The organism is Pseudomonas sp. QE6 (assembly GCF_041379005.1).
Lineage (GTDB): Bacteria > Pseudomonadota > Gammaproteobacteria > Pseudomonadales > Pseudomonadaceae > Pseudomonas.
Genome location: NZ_CP166873.1, coordinates 2,083,479 through 2,103,495, shown reverse-complemented (window position 1 = coordinate 2,103,495; position 20,017 = coordinate 2,083,479). Strand labels below are relative to the sequence as shown.

20 protein-coding genes, 1 tRNA gene and 1 pseudogene are annotated in these 20,017 nt (G+C 60.9%); 9 read left to right on the top strand and 13 right to left on the bottom strand.

The features are described 5' to 3' along the window. Positions 1–49 precede the first annotated feature (49 nt). Positions 50–1,072 (top strand): annotated as a pseudogene (gene galE / locus ACAW63_RS09685) (UDP-glucose 4-epimerase GalE). Positions 1,073–1,123: 51 nt separating this feature from the next. Here galE and ACAW63_RS09680 read toward each other — a convergent pair. The 4 genes from ACAW63_RS09680 to ACAW63_RS09665 form a co-directional block, all read right to left on the bottom strand. Continuing rightward, positions 1,124–1,199, bottom strand: a tRNA-Thr gene (locus ACAW63_RS09680). 43 nt (positions 1,200–1,242) lie between these two features. Beyond that, the gene (locus ACAW63_RS09675) at positions 1,243–2,979 is read right to left on the bottom strand and encodes a hypothetical protein (protein ID WP_371233301.1); all 1,737 of its coding nucleotides are present in this window, start codon (positions 2,977–2,979) and stop codon (positions 1,243–1,245) included. Next, the gene (locus tag ACAW63_RS09670; RefSeq protein WP_371233299.1) at positions 2,972–4,828 is read right to left on the bottom strand and encodes a hypothetical protein; all 1,857 of its coding nucleotides are present in this window, start codon (positions 4,826–4,828) and stop codon (positions 2,972–2,974) included. The genes ACAW63_RS09675 and ACAW63_RS09670 overlap by 8 nt, the downstream gene beginning before the upstream one ends. Positions 4,829–4,891: 63 nt before the next feature. Beyond that, a complete protein-coding gene (locus ACAW63_RS09665; protein WP_371233297.1) occupies positions 4,892–5,332 on the bottom strand; it encodes a pilin in 441 nt (146 codons plus the stop codon). Between the two features lie 226 nt (positions 5,333–5,558). Here ACAW63_RS09665 and pilB point away from each other — a divergent pair, with 226 nt between their 5' ends. From pilB to yacG, 5 genes are all read left to right on the top strand, one after another. Then, positions 5,559–7,262 carry a type IV-A pilus assembly ATPase PilB gene (gene pilB / locus ACAW63_RS09660; protein WP_371233296.1) on the top strand — a complete coding sequence of 568 codons (1,704 nt, stop codon included), beginning with the start codon at positions 5,559–5,561 and terminating at the stop codon, positions 7,260–7,262. Positions 7,263–7,265: 3 nt separating this feature from the next. Beyond that, positions 7,266–8,483 carry a type II secretion system F family protein gene (locus ACAW63_RS09655; RefSeq protein WP_371233295.1) on the top strand — a complete coding sequence of 406 codons (1,218 nt, stop codon included), beginning with the start codon at positions 7,266–7,268 and terminating at the stop codon, positions 8,481–8,483. A 5-nt stretch (positions 8,484–8,488) separates the two neighbouring features. After that, entirely contained in the window at positions 8,489–9,361 is an 873-nt protein-coding gene (locus ACAW63_RS09650) for an A24 family peptidase (protein ID WP_371233294.1), read from the top strand. Positions 9,362–9,426: 65 nt separating this feature from the next. Further along, positions 9,427–10,035: a dephospho-CoA kinase gene (gene coaE, locus ACAW63_RS09645; RefSeq protein WP_371233293.1), complete on the top strand. Its 609-nt coding sequence runs from the start codon at positions 9,427–9,429 to the stop codon at positions 10,033–10,035. Beyond that, positions 10,032–10,235, top strand: coding sequence for a DNA gyrase inhibitor YacG (gene yacG, locus ACAW63_RS09640; RefSeq protein ID WP_015475735.1), 204 nt, complete (start codon positions 10,032–10,034; stop codon positions 10,233–10,235). Before coaE ends, yacG begins: the two co-directional genes overlap by 4 nt. Before the next feature lie 193 nt (positions 10,236–10,428). Here the strand turns inward: yacG and ACAW63_RS09635 are convergent, their stop codons facing one another. The 4 genes from ACAW63_RS09635 to ACAW63_RS09620 form a co-directional block, all read right to left on the bottom strand. Further along, positions 10,429–10,644 carry a hypothetical protein gene (locus ACAW63_RS09635; RefSeq protein WP_371233292.1) on the bottom strand — a complete coding sequence of 72 codons (216 nt, stop codon included), beginning with the start codon at positions 10,642–10,644 and terminating at the stop codon, positions 10,429–10,431. A 106-nt stretch (positions 10,645–10,750) separates the two neighbouring features. Next, complete coding sequence (locus ACAW63_RS09630; protein ID WP_371233291.1) at positions 10,751–11,440, bottom strand: energy-coupling factor ABC transporter permease; 690 nt, start codon at positions 11,438–11,440, stop codon at positions 10,751–10,753. After that, entirely contained in the window at positions 11,437–11,904 is a 468-nt protein-coding gene (locus ACAW63_RS09625) for an FAD/FMN-containing dehydrogenase (protein WP_371233288.1), read from the bottom strand. The genes ACAW63_RS09630 and ACAW63_RS09625 overlap by 4 nt, the downstream gene beginning before the upstream one ends. 2 nt (positions 11,905–11,906) lie before the next feature. Further along, positions 11,907–12,323, bottom strand: coding sequence for a GNAT family N-acetyltransferase (locus ACAW63_RS09620; RefSeq protein ID WP_371233287.1), 417 nt, complete (start codon positions 12,321–12,323; stop codon positions 11,907–11,909). 108 nt (positions 12,324–12,431) lie between these two features. Between ACAW63_RS09620 and ACAW63_RS09615 the strand changes: the two genes are divergently transcribed. From ACAW63_RS09615 to ACAW63_RS09605, 3 genes are all read left to right on the top strand, one after another. Further along, complete coding sequence (locus ACAW63_RS09615; RefSeq protein WP_343574954.1) at positions 12,432–13,061, top strand: DUF1780 domain-containing protein; 630 nt, start codon at positions 12,432–12,434, stop codon at positions 13,059–13,061. 82 nt (positions 13,062–13,143) lie between these two features. Continuing rightward, positions 13,144–13,314 (top strand): DUF3094 family protein, encoded by a 171-nt coding sequence (locus ACAW63_RS09610; RefSeq protein ID WP_371233285.1) that lies wholly within the window; start codon positions 13,144–13,146, stop codon positions 13,312–13,314. 53 nt (positions 13,315–13,367) lie between these two features. After that, positions 13,368–14,666 (top strand): NAD(P)/FAD-dependent oxidoreductase, encoded by a 1,299-nt coding sequence (locus tag ACAW63_RS09605; protein ID WP_371233284.1) that lies wholly within the window; start codon positions 13,368–13,370, stop codon positions 14,664–14,666. 207 nt (positions 14,667–14,873) lie between these two features. Here the strand turns inward: ACAW63_RS09605 and cyoE are convergent, their stop codons facing one another. From cyoE to cyoA, 5 genes are read right to left on the bottom strand one after another with little or no spacing between them, the layout of a single operon-like run. Beyond that, complete coding sequence (gene cyoE / locus ACAW63_RS09600) at positions 14,874–15,761, bottom strand: heme o synthase (protein WP_371233282.1); 888 nt, start codon at positions 15,759–15,761, stop codon at positions 14,874–14,876. 11 nt (positions 15,762–15,772) lie between these two features. Further along, entirely contained in the window at positions 15,773–16,135 is a 363-nt protein-coding gene (cyoD, locus tag ACAW63_RS09595) for a cytochrome o ubiquinol oxidase subunit IV (protein WP_343574961.1), read from the bottom strand. Continuing rightward, positions 16,135–16,764, bottom strand: a complete 630-nt coding sequence (gene cyoC / locus ACAW63_RS09590) for a cytochrome o ubiquinol oxidase subunit III (protein ID WP_371233280.1) — start codon at positions 16,762–16,764, stop codon at positions 16,135–16,137. The genes cyoD and cyoC overlap by 1 nt, the downstream gene beginning before the upstream one ends. A gap of 3 nt (positions 16,765–16,767) precedes the next feature. Next, a complete protein-coding gene (gene cyoB, locus ACAW63_RS09585) occupies positions 16,768–18,747 on the bottom strand; it encodes a cytochrome o ubiquinol oxidase subunit I (protein ID WP_371233278.1) in 1,980 nt (659 codons plus the stop codon). A gap of 6 nt (positions 18,748–18,753) precedes the next feature. Next, positions 18,754–19,725 (bottom strand): ubiquinol oxidase subunit II, encoded by a 972-nt coding sequence (cyoA, locus tag ACAW63_RS09580; protein ID WP_371233276.1) that lies wholly within the window; start codon positions 19,723–19,725, stop codon positions 18,754–18,756. Positions 19,726–20,017: the final 292 nt, after the last annotated feature.

Below are 20,017 nucleotides of genomic sequence, written 5' to 3'. Positions count from 1 at the left end.
AGAGAATTCGAGGACGGCCGAACCGGCACAGGGAAGCACTGGCGGGATCATGACGAGAAAGGTTCTGTTGACCGGAGGCTGTGGCTACATCGGCTCCCACATCTGCCTGGAGCTGATCAAGCAGGGCTTCACCCCCGTCATCCTGGACAACCTCTGCAACAGCTCCACCATCCCGCTGCGGCGGATCGAGCTACTCACCGGGCAATCCGTGTCCTTCATCGAAGGCGACATCCGCTGCGAAGCCACGCTCGAACGGCTTTTCAGCCAGCACGCGATCGATGCGACCATCCACCTCGCCGGCCTGAAGTCCGTCGCCGAATCGGTCGCCAACCCGATCACCTACTACCAGAACAACTTCGCCGGCACCCTGCCGCTCTGCGAGGTCATGCAGCGCCACGGCGTGAAGCGCTTCATCTATAGCTCCTCAGCCACGGTCTACGGGCTCGTCGCGCAAAGCCCGATCCGCGAGGACGCCCCCACAGCACCGGCCAGCCCCTAGGGCCAGTCGAAACTGATGGCGGAGATCGCACTACGGGATATAGCCCTTGCCGATCCGCAATGGAAAATCGCCATCCTGCGCTACTTCAACCCGGTCGGCGCCCACGCCAGCGGACAGATCGGCGAACACCCCAATGGCATCCCCAACAACCTGATGCCCTATGTTTCCCAAGTGGCGACCGGCAGGCAGCCCTTCATCCGGGTATTCGGCAGCGACTACCCGACACCCGACGGCACCGGCGTGCGCGACTACCTGCACGTCTGCGACCTCGCCGACGCCCACCTATGCGCCCTGCGCTGGCTGGACGACGCCCAAGGCATCCGCACCTTCAACCTCGGTACAGGACGCGGCTATAGCGTGCTGGAAATCATCGACGCCTATGAAAAGGCCTGCGGCCATCCGCTACCCCGACGATTCCTCGAACGCCGCCCCGGTGACGTAGCGAGCTACCACGCCGACCCCGGCCTGGCCGTCGACGAACTGCACTGGCGCGCTACCCGTGATATCGAAGATATGTGCCGCGACGCCTGGAACTGGCAGAGCCACAACCCCAACGGCTATGTCGAAGGCTGAAGCGCAGACAAACAAAAAGCCCCGCTGGAAAGCGGGGCTTTTTGTTGGAGCTGGTGCCGGTAAGAGGAATCGAACCCCCGACCTTCTCATTACGAATGAGCTGCTCTACCGACTGAGCTACACCGGCGGCGGCAGAAAACTATCACCCAAGCCAGCAAATGACAAGGTATCTATGGGCTCGCTAAATTTCCGACAACTACTCCTGATTCACCAGTGACCACGGGCCATATAAAGGGGCCGTGGTCCTGCCCCAGACAACTCATCATGGCCTTTGACCCAGGGTCCAATCCAGGCAGATGAAGATCATTGCGGTCATAATGAGCCTCTCGAACCAACCTGCCGCCATGAACATTTAATTCATAGATTGCTTGCAATCTCTCGACCGAGAAGAGCTCCCCTCGCGTCACTCTCTCCACCAGGGTCCACAACCTCGCCAACGAGGGATCCTCAATACGATTCGTCCCCTCGAGCAGAGTTTCGATATACCCCTTGGGCAAAGCTCGCTCATAGTGACCAACCCGTGCGCCCTCTCGGGCCGGCAATCGGGAAAGCAGTGGATCAGCCAACGCAAGCGGGTCAATGATCGCGATATTTTGCTGAGCGTAATACCCAAAAATCCCAATATTGCATGCTAGGAAAAGTGAGGACGTCCCCTGCGCCTGCCGCCCTATCGACGCAGGCAAACTGTTCTCACGCAGCCCTTTCTCAAACAGATTCGGCAACAATCCCAGATAGCGATAGTAAAAGCCGCGCTCATCCGCCATCCCATCCTTGCCGATGCGGACGTCATGAAAGTCCGCCGGAGACAACAATGTTGCCGGAAGGCCTCCTGGTATTTGCTCGAATGTTGAAGGCTCGTCGGAGAAGAAGGTTGCAAAGCCATGGTACGGCCTCAGTCCAACTACCAGCATGACTGCTAACCCTGCACACCAGGCACTCCTCGCATCAAGTCGGGATTCCTGAAGCCGATCAATAAGGAGCCAAGCGGCCACTACTACCACAGGGCTGAAAAAACGCCCCCCCATGTAGTCCCCGCCGGCATAGAAGTAATACAAGAACCACAGGACAATCCCTAGCCCGAATACCTTTGCACTACCTTCGCGAAACAGCAGCGCCGAAGCGCCACTCACCACGATCAGCAGCAGCGTAAGGATGTCCATTTGCGCAACCCAGCGTACTCCCGCCATGGCTTGACTTGAAGCCTGCGCAAAAGACAACCCAGTCCCCAGTTTCGCCAAGGCGGTATTAGGGAGGATCGAGCCAAAATAGAACAGCGCGAACACGGACCAAGCCAGCAGGATGCCGACACCGACAAACAATGACCACGGAAAGCGACGTTCCCGATGGATGTAACCGAGAGCCAAAAGACACAGTGCCGGCAATACAATGACAACGGCATCAGGTCGGGCCAAGTAGAGCAGCGCGAATAATACGCTGAGCAGCAACTGCCGATGCGAATGAGCGCCCACTCGCGTATAGACCCAAAGAAAGACCACAAGCAAGGCATGTACCAGTGGATTCTCAAGGCCGGAACTGGAGTAATCGATAAATGCCCGCGAGCTCAGCAAAATCAGCAGCACGACCATCGTCAAGGCGGGCCGGCGAATACCTGCGACATACAACATGAATACGACGAAAAGCAACAGCAAATAGGACAAGCAGAGGCTTGCCCAGAATGGATCCTGCAAAAACCAGGTCAAAGGGACAAGCAGAAACAACCACAGCGGATGAGTAAAGACCTGCACCCGCTCTCCAGGATTCCAGACCAACCCGTAACCGGAGAGCAGGTTCTCGATGACCCTGAAGCTGATATAGGCATCTTCCGTCACCCACGCTGTACGCATAAAGGCAACGGTAAAAAGCCCCAACAAAAGGCCAATGACCAAGGCGCGATAATTTTTACTCATGAGCCAGACTGGCTGGAAACTCTACGACCCATCTTGCACAAGTATCGATCGGCTTATTCGGCTCAAAGCAGAGCTTGGCAAGGAATCGGTTTTTAATATTATCAGCACCCGGCCACTGAGCCGGCGTATAGAAACTCTTGGCCTTCTGATAATTAATATCGCCATTTACGATATCGTTCTTACCATAATAAGCCAAAGCCTTCAGCAATTGAGCGGGGGCATAGTCGGGCTGATAGAACTCTTCAATCTCCAGAGCGTCAATGGCCTCATCGAACCTCCGCATATTCACGTAGTTCTCCGCCAACGCGCCATAGAGGAAGCGCAGATACCAAGCCTCATTGAAGCTTCCCAGATCAACCCGTGCACTTCTGAAATCGACACCATGCTCCTTCAGCAACTCATGAGGTAGCATTTCGGTGCTTAATGCCTTCTTCAAGGCCGATACAGACTCCTGATAACGCCCCTTACGCTGCAGCCATTGCCCCTTGATGGCCAGAAGTCGAGGCGGAAGCTTATCGTCATAGAAAGCTTCGATCTTCTCCAGATACTTGCCAGCCTCATCAAGATTGTCGGCACGAAGATAAGAGGCCACGACGGTAAACTGCGTAATAGGAACTTCCGGATGCGCATTGTAAGACCACACCCACAACGTCACGTCATTGCGCCACAAGGGGATTGTGATGAGCAAGTTGAACACCGAGACAATCAACCAAGCGCCAACCAGCATCCCCATATAGGCAGTCACGCGCCCACGCCCCAACAAGCCAGACAGGGCATAAGCGACCCAGATGCAGAGAAACGCCAGCGGGAGAGCCATAAAGCGCTCATGTCCGATATTGCCACCAACAGTCAGTGGCAGCACATTTGAGACCGGTAATATCGCGAGACACCAGGCAAGTGCAAGCAATGCGGAGACGCTACGTCGAATCAGCGCCCATACGCAAAAAGCGCAGAAGGCGATCAGCCCGACTAACCCAATGACCTTCTGTGCCGCCCCTGTTCCAGAAGGGTCGAACGGATGCATCGTGCCCAGATCCATGAACGGTAGGAAACAGACCCGCAAGTAGAAAAGTACGGTATGCCCTACAAAGGCGACGCGCTCGAACAACGACAACGACGCCACGCGCTCGTCCGTCGTGGCCATACTGGATAGAAAATGGTGACGCAGCGCAAGGTACACAATCCCGGCACCAAGAACGCTGACCACCACCCAGAGATCCCGACGCGTACCCAACCAACCCGGAAGGGCACGAAGCGGCTGATGCCGGCTTTCAATCAAGGCAATTACGCCTAGAAGCAGCGGATACACCACCGCCATCTCTTTGGATGCAGCTGCACAGAAAAACGCGAAGCCGCACGCCGTTGCACGAATCAAAACCCGCGTAGTCGAGAGGTAACAGAACAAACCAAATAATACAAAGAAAGTGACCATCAGGTCGAAGCGGCCAGCCACCCACGCAGCCGACTCGATCATCGCTGGATGCAACCCATAAAGGAGCATTGCCAACGCAGGCAAATGTCGGCGCTCAGGGAACAACCGCCAAGCTATTGCTCCCACCAGCGCGATATTCAATAAAAAGAAAAGAAGGTTGACGCCATGCGATACAGCCGCGTTCAAGCCCAGATACTTGAACTCCAGGAAGAAGCTGAACAGTACAGCCGGCCGAAAGTATGACGTTCCAGGAAGGATGGGGCGGGTAATTGCCTCTACGAGGTCCGATCCGCTTCTGAGCGCAGGACTATCGATGAATAGTGCAAGGTCATCCCAGGCGTACTCGAAATTGACGACCTGCAGGTAAATAGCCGCCACGGCAATCAGGACCACGACAGCAGGCAGAATTCGCTTCAATCACATTCCCCGATGCAGAAAAGAAAAAAGGCCCTCACATAGAGGGCCTTTCCGGAACCAGAATCAGCCGCGGCAGTTAGCCGGGCGATACTTGTCGTCCAGGTCAGAGCCATCAGCGGTCTTGCAGCCCCAGGAGATCGAAGTGCTCGGAACGGTGCCGGCGCTCAGTGCAGAACCTGCGGAGTTCGGCTTCAGGACGATCTTGCCGTTGCCTGCTGCAGTGGTGTACACGACAGTGATAGCACCGGTGGCGCCATCTACACTGACAGAGCTGACGTTCGCAGTGGTGGCCGGAGCAGTCCAGCCCAGGCTCAGCGGGGAGGTACCGGTAGCGGCGTTTTCAGCAACAGTGGTCTTGGCGGCGGAAGCCAGGGACAGACCTTCGGTCACACGAGCACGAATGGTGTAGTCCTGGTAAGCCGGAATAGCGATGGCGGCCAGGATGCCGATGATCGCTACCACGATCATCAGTTCGATCAGCGTAAAGCCTTTTTGAGCTCTCATAATTCTCTCCAGGTTTTTAGGTACGGTCCTAGGACCTATTCAGAAGCAAGCAGATTCCATGCCAAATTTTTCACACCAAAAAACCGGCTTCCGTATGATAATTCAGATAATGAACAGCGAAATTAAGCAGGAAGTGACAAATTTCGACAGCACCTCTCGGCTGAATTTGGCACCTCTTCCCAACTGCGTTATATAGGTCATCGAACTCCTCATCCGGCTGCATCCCATGAACGATCAAGTCGTCCTGTCCGGCCTCGCCCGGCAGTTAGTGCTGTCTCAACTTCTCGATGAGAACAGCGCGCGGCAGGCTCAACTACAAGCGCAACGCAACAAGCTGTCGCTAGTGACCTATCTGGTTCAGAACAAGCTGGTGAAAAGCCGCCCTCTGACAGAACTGGCCGCCGAGCAATTCGGCATCGCCTTCTGTGATCTGGGCAGTCTGGACCGGGAGAGCTTCCCCAAGGACCTGGTCAGTGAGAAGCTCGTGCGCCAGCATCGCGTCCTCCCCTTGTGGAGGCGAGGCAACAAGCTCTTCGTCGGCCTTTCGGATCCGACCAATCACCAGGCGATCACTGACGTCCAGTTCAGTACAGGACTGACCACCGAAGCCATTCTGGTGGAGGATGACCGGCTCGGCGACGCCATCGAAAAGTTCTTCGAGAGCGCGACCGGCGGCCTGGACGACCTGGGCGATGTCGATCTGGAAGGCCTTGACATCGAAGACGGCAACCTCGAGCGCAAGGAGGAGGCCATCGGCGGTGACGCCGACGACGCCCCGGTGGTGCGTTTCGTGAACAAGATGCTGCTGGATGCCATCAAGGGCGGCTCGTCCGACCTGCACTTCGAGCCCTATGAAAAGATATACAGGGTTCGCTTCCGCACCGATGGCATGCTCCAGGAGGTGGCCAAGCCGCCAGTCCAACTGGTCAGCCGTATCTCGGCGCGCCTCAAGGTGATGGCCGGCCTGGATATCTCCGAGCGCCGCAAACCCCAGGACGGCCGCATCAAGATGCGCGTGTCCAAGAGCAAGTCCATCGACTTCCGCGTCAACACCCTGCCCACGCTGTGGGGTGAGAAAATCGTGATGCGTATCCTCGACTCGGCCAGCGCGCAGATGGGCATCGACGCCCTGGGCTACGAGGAGGAGCAGAAACAACTGTATCTCGCAGCACTGAAGCAGCCGCAAGGCATGATCCTGGTGACCGGCCCCACCGGCTCGGGCAAGACGGTATCCCTCTATACCGGTCTGAACATCCTCAATACGCCGGACATCAATATCTCCACCGCCGAAGACCCGGTAGAGATCAACCTGGAAGGCATCAATCAGGTCAACGTCAACCCGAAACAGGGCCTGGACTTCGCCCAGGCCCTGCGCGCCTTCCTGCGCCAGGACCCGGACGTGATCATGGTGGGCGAGATCCGCGACCTGGAGACGGCGGAAATCGCCATCAAGGCCGCGCAGACCGGACACATGGTGATGTCCACCCTGCACACCAACAGCGCCGCGGAAACTCTGACGCGCCTGCTGAACATGGGGGTTGCCTCTTTCAACCTCGCCACTTCGACTAACCTGATCATTGCCCAGCGCCTGGCACGCAAACTCTGTCCGACCTGCAAGAAGGAACACGACGTACCGCGCGAAACCTTGATCCACGAAGGCTTTCCGGAAGACCGGGTCGGCTCGTTCAAGCTCTACGCCCCGGTCGGCTGCGAAAACTGCAAGAACGGTTATAAGGGGCGTGTGGGTATTTATGAAGTGGTTAAAATCACGCCGGCGCTACAGCGGATTATCATGGAAGAAGGCAATTCCATTCAGATCGCAGAACAAGCCCGCAAAGAAGGCTTCAACGATCTGCGCACCTCGGGCCTGCTGAAAGCCATGCAGGGCATTACCAGCCTCGAGGAAATCAACCGCGTGACCAAGGATTAATCCATGGCGGAAAAAGCATTGAGGACCAGTGTCTTTACTTTCGAAGGCACTGATCGCAAGGGCGGGAAGATCAAGGGGGAGCTATCTGGAACTAGTATGGCGCTGGTCAAGGCCCAGTTGCGCAAACAAGGTATCAACCCCACCAAGGTCCGCAAGAAAGGCATCTCGCTGTTCGGCAAGGGCAAGGCCATCCGGCCTATGGACATCGCCCTGTTCACCCGACAGATGGCAACAATGATGGGCTCGGGTGTTCCGCTGCTGCAGTCCTTTGACATTATTGGCGAGGGTTTCGACAACCCGAACATGCGCAAGCTAGTCGATGAGATCAAGCAGGAGGTTGCCTCGGGTAACAGCCTCGCCAATTCGCTGCGCAAGAAGCCTATGTACTTCGATGACCTGTACTGCAATCTGGTGGATGCGGGCGAACAATCCGGCGCACTGGAGACCTTGCTGGACCGGGTCGCCACCTACAAGGAAAAAACCGAGTCGCTCAAGGCCAAGATCAAGAAAGCAATGACCTACCCTATCGCAGTCATTGTCGTTGCGATCATCGTCTCCGCGATTCTTCTGATTAAAGTCGTGCCCCAATTCCAGTCGGTCTTCTCCAGTTTCGGGGCAGAACTTCCCGCTTTCACGCTAATGGTTATTTCCCTATCGGAAACCCTGCAGCAATGGTGGTTCATCTTTCTGATAGCAATATTCGCCATATCCTTTGCCTTACGAGAGGCCCACAAGCGCTCGGAGAAGTTCAGAGACTTCATTGATCGCTCAATTCTAAAGCTCCCCATTGTCGGCGACATCCTCTACAAATCAGCCGTCGCCCGTTATGCCCGCACGCTCTCTACCACTTTCGCCGCAGGCGTTCCCCTGGTGGAGGCACTGGACTCGGTATCCGGCGCCACCGGCAACGTGGTATTCCGTAATGCGGTGACCAGGATCAAGCAGGACGTATCCTCCGGTACGCAATTGAACTTCTCCATGCGCACCACCGGCGTGTTCCCGAGCATGGCCATCCAGATGGCCGCCATCGGCGAGGAATCCGGCTCGCTGGACGCCATGCTCGACAAGGTCGCCAGCTATTACGAGGAAGAGGTCGACAATGCCGTCGATAACCTCACCACACTGATGGAGCCAATGATCATGGCCGTCCTGGGCGTCCTGGTTGGCGGCCTGATCATCGCCATGTACCTGCCGATCTTCCAACTGGGCAACGTCGTATAAGCCACATGCCAGTCCTCAACTTCCTGGCCAGCACCCCGCTGGCCTTTGTTTTATGCGCGCTCGTCCTCGGGCTTCTGATCGGCAGCTTCCTCAACGTGGTCATCCATCGCCTGCCGCGAATGATGCAGCGGGACTGGCAGCGCGAGGCGCGCGAAGCGCTGGAGCTGCCTGCAGACGAGCCGCAACCCACCTACAACCTGATTCTCCCGAACTCCCAGTGCCCGCACTGCGGCCACGAGATCAAGGCCTGGGAAAACATTCCCGTGGTGAGCTACCTGGCGCTGGGCGGCAAGTGCTCGTCCTGCAAGACGCCGATCAGCAAGCGCTACCCGCTGATCGAGCTGGCGTGCGGCGCGCTCTCGGCCTTCATCGCCTGGCACTACGGCTTCGGTTGGCAGGCCGGCGCCATGCTGCTGCTCGGCTGGGGCCTGCTGGCGATGAGCATGATTGATGTCGATCATCAGTTGCTGCCGGATGCGCTGGTGCTGCCGCTGCTCTGGCTGGGGCTGATCGTCAATTACTTCGGGCTGTTCACCAATCTGGGCGGCGCACTCTGGGGTGCGGTGTTCGGCTACCTGAGCCTGTGGTCGGTGTACTGGCTGTTCAAGCTGCTCACCGGCAAGGAGGGCATGGGCTACGGCGACTTCAAGCTGCTGGCGATGCTCGGCGCCTGGGGCGGTTGGCAGGTGCTGCCGCTGACTATCCTGCTGTCGTCCCTGGTGGGCGCGGTACTGGGCATCATTACCCTGCGCCTGCGCAAGGCCGAAACCAGTACACCGATCCCCTTCGGCCCCTATCTGGCCATTGCCGGCTGGATTGCGCTGCTCTGGGGTGATCAAATAACCGCGACCTATCTGCAGTTCGCCGGTTTCCACTAGCCTTCCCTCGCGCCGAGTCCGTTCGGCGCGTTCTGACGGTCGCTGGACCGGCAAGAAGGAGAGCCATGAAACCCTGGATTCTAGGCCTGACCGGCGGTATCGGCAGCGGCAAGAGCGCCGCCGCCGAGCACTTTGCCGCGCTGGGCGTACACATGGTGGACGCCGATCATGCCGCGCGCTGGGTGGTCGAACCCGGTCGCCCTGCCCTGGCCAAGATCGTCGACCGCTTCGGTGATGCGGTGCTGCTGCCGGACGGCCAGCTCAATCGCGCGGCCCTGCGCGAACGCATTTTCACGTCGGAGGAAGAGCGGCGCTGGCTGGAGCAGTTGCTGCACCCGCTGATCGGCCAGGAAATCGCCGCGAACCTGGCGCGCGCCGAATCACCCTATGCCATCCTGGTCTCGCCGCTCTTGGTGGAGTCCGGGCAGCACCGCATGACCCAGCGCGTGCTGGTGGTGGACACCCCGGAACACCTGCAACTGGAACGCACCATGCGTCGGGACAAGGTGTCCGAAGAACAGGTCCGCGCGATCCTCAAGGCTCAGGCCGTGCGCGAAGACCGACTCAAGCACGCGGACGACGTGCTGCTCAACGACGGCGATCTCGCGCACCTGCACCAGCAGGTCGAGCGCCTGCATCAGTTCTATCTCGGCCTGCGTGGAGGACAACCATGAGCCAACCTATGACCGTGGAATGCCCCACCTGCGGCGCCCCCGTGGAGTGGAGCGCAAAGAGCGAATTCCGCCCCTTCTGCTCGCACCGCTGCAAGCTGATCGACCTCGGCGCCTGGGCTGCCGAGGAGCACGCCATTCCGGGTGACAACCTGGAAGACGAGCTGTTCTCCGGCGACCTGGAAAAGCCGCGCGGACACTGAGCCCCCATGAAAAGGCCCGCATCAGCGGGCCTTTTCGTTTCCGCGCCCAGCACAATATGAATTGCCAGTTTTTGATCTGTAGGAGCGAGCTTGCTCGCGAACCGCCCGAGCGCCGAAGCCACCGGAAAAGCGTTCGCGAGCAAGCTCGCTCCTACAAGGAAAGCAAAAAGCCCGCATCTGCGGGCTTTTTCGTTCAGGGACGCATGAAGGCGTAGTCCCTTTCCTCGTCCAGATTGTCAGCAAGGAAATGCAGCTCGTGCCCCAGGTCCTCTTCGGTGCGCACCTGCGCGTTGGCCCGCACCACCGCGCTGAGCAGCGCACGCACCACCAGTTGCGGGTCCTGCCCCGCGGCCTCCGCCTCGATCAGCAGTTCCTGAAGACGCTGCTCTGCCCAGCTATGAATGCTCATCGGCTACCTCCTCGCGAATGGGGGCCAAGCTTCCCCGATCGTACGACGTTTCCGAACTGACCTGGATCAACCGACGGCGGCGATGCCCCTCGTCGATGGCCGAACATCATCGCGACTCATCGTCGTCCTTCCAGGGCGCCTGCAGGTAGCGCGTGCGATTGAAGGTCTCCAGCCAGTCCGGATAGAACACCACCAGACCGGTGACGATGGTGCCGTTGATGAAGGCTTCCGGGAACATGATCAGCCAGAGGTAGCCGATGAAGTCCTCGATCCACGGCGGCATGGGGAACAGGCCATCCATCCACAACAGCCCCAGGCCGAGCATCAGGCTGCACAGGGCCGCCAGTGCGGCGGGGAAGAACCCCGAGCAGAAGATGTAGACGAACAGGTTCCGCGGCTGCCGGCGCTCGACGAAGATGGCTGCAAGCTCGGTGATCAGCACCGGAATCGACACCAGCAGGATGCCGTTGATGCCGATGGCGGCCCAGTCCTGCCGATCGATCACGCACAGGCCGATCTGCGCCACCAACCCGACGACGATCGCCAGCGGCCAGTCCAGCAACAGGGTCACGGCGGTCATGCCGATGAAGTGGAAGGACACCCCCGAGGCGAAGTCCCGGCGTACCAGCCACAGCAGGAACAGCCCGAGCATGGTGCCGAACACCAGATGCTGGCGGCGGAAGTCGCTGATCAGCTCCAGCCAGGGCGCGCGCCAGGCGGCCCAGGCCAGAACGGGCAGATAGATGGCCCAGCCCAGCTCCAGGGTCTCTTCGGAGAGCAGCTGCGCAGCAATCACGGAGTGCCGCGCTCCACGGCCTGGCGCAGCGCCTCGGCATTATCGAAGCGACGGGTATCGACCACCCTGCCCTGCTCCAGTTGCAGCCAGGTCACTCCCTCCGGCTGGGCACCGAAGCGGTTGGCGATGCGCGCATCACGGTCGAGCAGCACGCGGTAGCTGTAATCGCGCATGGCGGGCACGGCGAACATCGCCGAGATCGGCCCGGGCATCCGGCTGATGTCGGCGACGAACACCACATGCCGGGCCTCGAGATAGCCGGCGGGACGGCCTTCGAGTGCGGACTTGACCAGCTTGCTGCCGGTCATGTCACGGGCGATCAGCACCACCCGCAGCTCGGCGTTGGCCGTATAGGGCTTGTCGAACTGGTCCAGCAAGGTCCAGCCGCTCGCCGTAGTCGCCTCCTGCGCCAGCACAACGCCCGACAGCAGCAGGAACAGCAGTCCGCTCAGCAATCGTTTCACGCTCAACCTCCCACGGAAAAAACCTGTAGATCCTCGCGCCGCCCCCACCCCGCCTGGGCCTCCCAGAACGCTAGGGCCTCGGGCGCATCCCTGAGCACGAAGACGTGGGACTTGCCGATCCCTTCGCGTGCCAGCCGGGCCAGCGCCTCGTCGAGCAGCGCCCGCGCCAGCCCGCGTCCACGAAAAGCTTCATCGACCGCCAGATGCTGGAGATAGCCCCGGCGTCCGTCATGACCGGCCAGCAGGCTGCCGATCACCTGGCCGTCCTCTTCCAGCACCAGGCTCAGGCCAGGGTTGCGTCGCAGGTAGAGGACAAAGGGCTCATAGTCATCGTCGCGGCGCAACTGGATACCCGGCGTGCGCTGCCACAGGGCGCGCAGGGCGGCGTGATCGTCGGGAACGGCGGAGCGAAGCAGCATCGCGACCTCGGTGTCATGGCTCGCGACAGTCTACACCGGGCGTCCATTCCACCGCCGCCCCATCGATTCAGCAACGCTCCTGCGATGCACAGCAACTATGCTGAAGGCATGAATGAGTCCGACTACCTGCGCCTGCTGACCCGCCAGGCGGAACAAGCCAATGACTTCCTCTCCAACGGCCGCAAGTGGGAGCGGGAGTGCTGGGCCTGCCAGCGCCTGCTGCAGGCCCTGAAGGTTCCCTATCGCCAGGAAGACTTCATCGCGCCGACACAGCAGCCGCCGGACGTGCTGTTTCGCGACGCCAGCTTCGAGGTGTTCTTCGTACTCGACCAGGGCCGGCGGCTCAACGAGGAATGGCGCGAAGAACTGCTTCGCCGGCGCATGGCGCAGAGCATCAACCAGTTGATCCGCCGCGAGCAGCGCCCGCGGCGGATTCCCTGCGCGGACCTGCAGGCCCGCCTGGCGCCGACCCTGCGTAAGAAAGCGCACAACTACAGCGAACGTGGCATCGATCTGCGCGACCTGGACCTGCTCGCCTTCGTCAGCCTCAAGCGTGAGACGGCGGACTTCAACACCCCTTTTCCGCCGCCCACGGAATACCTGCGCCAGGGCTGGCGTTCGCTGTCGATCGTCGGCCCCACCTTCGCCCGCGTGCTATTCGCCCATACCGACGCGCCGGACTTTCTGCGCGGCAGCCTCGGCCGCACCGTGCTCTTCGACATGGGCGTGGGCCTTTGAGGCACACCCGCTCGCCCCTTTGTGCATTGAGGGGCTGCCCGAGCCCTACTAGAATGCTCGGCATTACAAACGGAGGCCGCCCATGCCCAGTCGCTTGAGCCCCGAAGACCAGCAGAAGGTCGATCAGTACCTCAGCTCCCCCGTCCACCAGGTCCGGCGTGCGCCGTTCAAGCCCTGGCTGATGATGGGGGCCTTGCTTGCAGTGGTCATCGCCCTGGGCTTGCTGAGCCGCCTCCTGGCCTACCTTGCGTGAGCGCCGCGCCGCCACGGGCCGATACAGGATTCCCTAAGCTATGAGAATGCAACATGTCCCATCGTATCGTGATCGTCGGCGGCGGCGCCGGCGGGCTGGAGCTCGCGACCCGTCTCGGCCGCACCCTGGGTAAAAAGGGCAAGGCGCGCATTACGCTCGTCGACGCCAACCTCACCCACATCTGGAAACCCCTGCTGCACGAAGTCGCCGCCGGCTCGCTCAACTCCTCGGAGGATGAGCTGAACTATGTCGCCCAGGCGAAATGGAACCACTTCGAATTCCAGCTCGGCCGCCTCACCGGCCTGGACCGTGCCGGCAAGCGCATCCAGCTCGCCGCCACGCTCGACGAGCAGGGCGCGGAACTGGTGCCGGCGCGCAGCCTGGAGTACGACAGCCTGGTCCTGGCCATCGGCAGCACCACCAATGACTTCGGCACCCAGGGCGCCGCGGATCACTGCATCTTCCTGGATACCCGCGAGCAGGCCGAGCGCTTCCACAAGTTGCTGCTGACCCATTACCTGCGCGCCCACGCCGGGCAGGACAAGGACGACCAGATCAGCGTCGCCATCGTGGGCGCTGGCGCCACCGGGGTCGAGCTGTCCGCCGAACTGCACCACGCCGCGCAGGAACTGGCGGCCTACGGCCTGACCGGCATCCAGCCGCAGAACATGCGCATCACCCTGATCGAGGCCGGCCCGCGCGTGCTGCCGGCGCTGCCCGAGCGCATCAGCCGCCCGGTGCACCAGACGCTGGAGAAGCTCGGCGTGCGCGTGCTCACCGGCTCGGCGGTGCAGGAAGTGACGGCCGAAGGCCTTCGCACGGCGGTGGGCGAGTTCATTCCGGCGAGCCTGAAGGTCTGGGCGGCGGGCATCCGCGCGCCGAGCCTGCTCAAGGACATCGACGGCCTGGAGACCAATCGCATCAACCAGCTGGTGGTCCGTCCGACGCTGCAGACCACTCGCGACGACGACATCTTCGCCTTCGGTGACTGCGCCGCCTGCCCGATGGGCGATGGCAGCGAACGCACCGTGCCGCCGCGCGCCCAGGCGGCGCACCAGCAGGCTTCGCTGCTGGCCAAGGGGCTGGTCGCGAAGCTGGAAGGCAGGCCGCTGCCGGAGTACCGCTACACCGACTACGGCTCGCTGATCTCGCTGTCGCGTTTCAGCGCGGTGGGCAACCTGATGGGTAACCTGATGGGCAGCGTGAAGCTGGAAGGCTGGCTGGCGCGGATGTTCTACGTGTCGCTGTACCGCATGCACCAGATGGCGCTGTATGGGCCATTCCGCACAGCGCTGCTGATGATTGCGGATCGCATCGGGCGCAGCACGGAGCCGCGCTTGAAGCTGCATTGATCGGGTAGCAATGGCGGGTTAAGTCCGCTCCTGCGGGAATTGCCCCCTTGTAGGAGCGAGCTTGCTCGCGAACCGCCCTAGCCCTGGAGCTGCCGGCAAGGAGCATTCGCGAGCAAGCTCGCTCCTACACAAAGCCGCATCGCCGATGAATACCAGGCACAAAAAAGCCGCCCCGAAGGGCGGCTTTTTCGTTGCAGCCGAGCAGCCTTACAGCGCCGCCAGCATCGACTGGGCCGGGATGGCCTGGAAGTCGATGGACATCATCAGGCTCAGCACGCTGATCGCGATGATGGAGAAGGCGAACAGCTGGCGGGCCCAGCGGCGGTCGTCTTCGGCACTGAAGCCTTTCACCGCGATGAACAGCCACCAGGCGCTGACGGCCAGCGCCACCACCAGGTAGCCGTAGCCGGCGAAGCCGGTCACGGTCAGCAGCAGGGTCGCCAGGCCGAAGGCCAGCACGTAGTAGAGGATCTGCTTCTTGGTCGCTTCGATGCCCCGCTCCACCGGCAGCACGGGAATCCCGGCGGCGCGGTAGTCGTTGAGGCGGAAGATCGCGATGGCATAGCTGTGCGGCATCTGCCAGAGGCAGAAGATCAGCAGCAGTACCGCCGCGCCCATGTCGAAGTGACCGCTGGCGGCGCAGTATCCCACCACCGGCGGCATGGCTCCGGAGAGACTGCCCACCAGCGTGCCGTAGACCGAAGCGCGCTTGAGCCAGAGGCTGTAGAGCACGACGTAGACGAAGAAGCCGAACGCGGCGAGCAGGGTCGCCTGCACGTTGGTTTTCCACGCCAGCAGGCCGAAGCCCGCCACACCGAGCACCACGCCATGGGCCAGAGCGGCCGTGAGCGAGATCTGCCCGGTCACGGTGACACGGCTGCGGGTACGCTCCATGAAGCGATCGATGTCGCGGTCGATGCAGTTGTTGAATACACAACCGCTGGCAACGACCAGGGACAGGCCGATCACGGTGGCCAGCAGCAGCATCGGGTCAACGCTGCCGCGGGCGGCGAGGAAGTATCCCCCCGCCACCGCGATCAGGTTGCCGAAGATGATGCCCGGCTTGGCCACCAGCAGATAACGCTTGAATTTCACGGCATCGGCCCTCAGGGCATCGGCATCATCAGGGCGTCGGCGGTGTAGATGATCCACAGCGACAGACCGACCACCAGCAGGATGATGATGACGGTGAAGATGAACGCCATGACGTTCCAGCGGCCTTCCGAGGACATGTTCATGTGCAGGAAGCACACGAGGTGCACCACGACCTGAACCAGGCCCAGGATGACCATGGTGAGGATGGTGGCGTGACGGGAGAAGCCGCCATCCATGACCATGTAGAACGGAATCGCGGTCAGGATCACCGAGAGCACGAAGCCGATGGCGTAGGCCTTCAGGCTGCCGTGACCGGCGCCGTGGCTGTCGTGGCCGGCACCATGGTGGTCGTGGTGATGTGCAGCAGCGGTCATTACAGAGCCCCCATCAGGTAGACGACGGTGAAGACGCAGATCCAGACGATGTCCAGGAAGTGCCAGAACAGGCTCAGGCACATCATGCGGGTATTGTTCTGCGCGGTCAGGCCACGGGTGGCGATCTGCGCCATCAGCACCAGCATCCACAGCAGGCCGGCCGAAACGTGCAGACCGTGCATGCCGACCAGGGTGAAGAAGGACGACAGGAAGGCGCTGCGGCTCGGGCCGAAGCCTTCGACGATCAGGTGGTGGAACTCGTTGATCTCCATGCCGATGAACGCGGCGCCGCAGAGGAAGGTCACGCCCAGCCAGGCGATGGCCTTGCCCTTGGCGCCCTTGTGCGCGGCCAGCATGGCCAGGCCGTAGGTGCAGGAGGAGATCAACAGGATCGCGGTTTCGACGGCCACGTAGGGCAGTTCGAAGATGTCCTTGCCGCTGGGGCCGCCGGCCGTATGGCCGACGAGCACAGCGTAGGTGGCGAAGACGCTCGCGAACAGGATGCAGTCGGTCATCAGGTACAGCCAGAAGCCGAAGACCGTCATGCCGCCGCTGTCGTGGGCGTGGTCATGGTCGTGCGCCGCTTCGTGCGTATCGACCAGGTGTTTGTTCAGTACTGCCGTCGACATGGCTTATACCTGCGCAGTAGCGAGTTTCTGGAAATGAGCGTTTTCGATGCGCTCGATCTCATCCGGCTGGACGTAGTAGTCCAGGTCGGTGACGTAGCTGCGGACGATGACCGAAGCGATCATGCCGACGAAGCCGACACCCACCAGCCACCAGATGTGCCAGATGGCAGCGAAGCCGAAGATGAAGGCGAACAGCGCGATGGAGAAACCAGCGGCGGTGTTCTTCGGCATGTGGATCGGGGCATAGGCCGGCAGCTTGCGGTACGCGGTACCGGTCTGCTTCATGTCGTGGAACGCATCGACGTCGTTGACGTGCGGCAGCTCGGCGAAGTTGTAGTACGGCGGCGGCGAGGAAGTGGACCACTCCAGGGTACGGCCGCCCCACGGGTCGCCGGTCACGTCGGCCAGGGCCTTGCGGTTCTTGATCGAGACGAACAGCTGGATCAGCTGGCAGGCGATGCCGAAGAAGATCAGCACGGCGCCGAAGAACGCCACCACCAGGTATGGCTTCCACATCGGGTTGTCGTAGTGGTTCAGGCGACGGGTCATGCCCATGAAGCCGAGGATGTACAGCGGCATGAAGGCCATGTAGAAGCCGACCAGCCAGCACCAGAAGGAACGCTTGCCCCACTTCTCGTCCAGGGTGAAGCCGAAGGCTTTCGGGAACCAGAAGACGAAGCCGGCCAGGTAGCCGAACACCGCACCACCGATGATGGTGTTGTGGAAGTGGGCGATCAGGAACAGGCTGTTGTGCAGCAGGTAGTCGGCACCCGGGATGGCCAGCAGAACGCCGGTCATGCCACCGATGGTGAAGGTGACGATGAAGCCCAGGGTCCACAGGATCGGGGTGTTGAAGCGCAGGCGGCCACGGTAGATGGTGAACAGCCAGTTGAACAGTTTCACCCCGGTCGGGATGGAGATCAGCATGGTCGCAACGCCGAAGAAGCCGTTGACGTCGCCGCCCGAACCCATGGTGAAGAAGTGGTGCAGCCACACGGTGAAGCCGAGGAAGGTGATCGCGGCGCTCGCCCACACCATCGAGGTGTAGCCGAACATGCGCTTGCCGGCGAAGGTCGCGGTGACTTCGGAGAAGATACCGAAGGCCGGCAGGATCAGGATGTACACCTCAGGATGACCCCAGGCCCAGAAGAGGTTGATGTACATCATGGCGTTGCCGCCCAGCTCGTTGGTGAAGAAGTGCATGTCGAAGTAGCGGTCCAGCGACAGCAGACCCAGGGCCGCGGTCAGGATCGGGAACGACGCAACGATCAGGATGTTGGCGAAGGTGCAGGTCCAGGTGAAGATCGGCATCTGCATCAGCTTCATGCCGGGGGTACGCATCTTGAACACGGTCACCAGGAAGTTGATACCCGTGAGCAAGGTACCCATACCCGATATCTGTAGCGCCCAGATGTAGTAGTCCACCCCCACGCCCGGGCTGTAGGCCAGGCCGGACAGCGGCGGGTAGGCGACCCAGCCGGTACGGGCGAATTCGCCCAGGCCCAGCGAGACGTTCACCAGCATGGCGCTGACGACCAGCAGCCAGAAGCTCAGCGAGTTCAGGAAGGGGAACGCCACGTCGCGCGCGCCGATCTGCAGCGGCACGGCCAGGTTCATCAGGCCGGTCATGAAGGGCATGGCCATGAAGATGATCATGATCACGCCGTGAGCGGTGAAGATCTGGTCGTAGTGTTCCGGCGGCAGATAGCCGTGGTTGGCGCCTTCAGCCAGCGCGAGCTGGCCGCGCATCATGATGGCGTCGGCGAAGCCGCGCAGGAGCATGATCAGGGCGACGATGATGTACATCACGCCGATCTTCTTGTGGTCGATCGAGGTCAACCACTCGGTCCACAGGTAGGTCCACTTGCGGTAGTAGGTGATCGCGCCGAACACGCCGAGGCCCGCCAGGGCGACGACGGCCAGCGTGATCATGATGATCGGCTCGTGATACGGCACGGCCGACAGTGTCAGTTTCCCGAACATCTGTGGTTACTCCTGGCTCGGATTCATTTGCATGTCGTGCATGCCCTGCATGTCGTGACCGGCCATGGCGGTCTCGTCATGCGCACCTTCGGCGTGCTCGCCCTTGGCCTGTTCGGCTTTCGCCATCTCGTGGCCGGCGTGCTCGTACTTGGTGAGGATGTGCTGGAACAGTTCGGGGCTGACGGTGGAGAAGTAGGTCGCCGGAACGTTCTCGGTCGGCTTCACCAGCTCCGGGTACTGATCCATCTGCAGGGTGGCGGGCGAGGCCTTGACCTTCGCGACCCAGTCCTGGAAGCCCTGCTCGGAGGTGGCGATGGCCTTGAACTTCATGCCCGAGAAGCCGCCGCCGCTGTAGTTCGCGGAGATACCGTCGAACACGCCTTCTTCGTTGGCGATCAGGTGCAGCTTGGTCATCATCCCGGCCATGGAGTAGATCTGGCTACCCAGCTGCGGGATGAAGAAGGAGTTCATCACCGAATCCGAGGTGATCTGGAAGTTCACCGGGGTGTCTTTCGGGAAGGCGATTTCGTTGACGGTGGCGATACCCTGTTCCGGGTAGATGAACAGCCACTTCCAGTCCAGCGAGATGGCCTGGATGGTCACCGGCTTGACCTCGGAGTCCAGCGGACGGTACGGGTCCAGCTTGTGGGTGCTCTCCCAGGTGATCCAGCCGAGCACGGCGATGATCAGGCAGGGAACCAGCCACACCACCAGCTCGATCCTGGTCGAGTGGGACCAGTCCGGCATGTAGGTGGCCTTGGTGTTCGAAGCCCGGTATTTCCAGGCGAACGCGAAGGTCATCAGGATGACCGGCACCACCACGATCAGCATCAGCAGGGTTGCCGTGATGATCAGGGACTTCTCGTCGGCGCCAACCTGCCCTTTCGGGTCGAACAGCGCCATGTTGCAACCACCGAGCATCAGCATCGGCAGCCACGCAAGTCTCTTCAAAATTCCTGTGTACTGCTCTTTTTTCATCTTGCGGCCTTAGTGGATGAAAATCGCTTCACCGCCCATGAGCCTTCGCCACGCCTTGCACGACGACTCGTTACCCGCGACTTTTCCAAGCCGCCTGCCAGGGCTGTCATGGATTCACGAACGCGGCCGCAAGGATTCCAGGCAAAGGGAGGTCGCCCGGTCTTCGCGATGCGAAACCGATTTCGTCAGCTGATTCGTTCCGTGAGTATTCAGCGTGTGGTGTCTGGACTGGCGGCTCGTTAGAACGCGCGCGTCGCACACCGGATGCACGAGCGGATTGCCCGACTCGTCT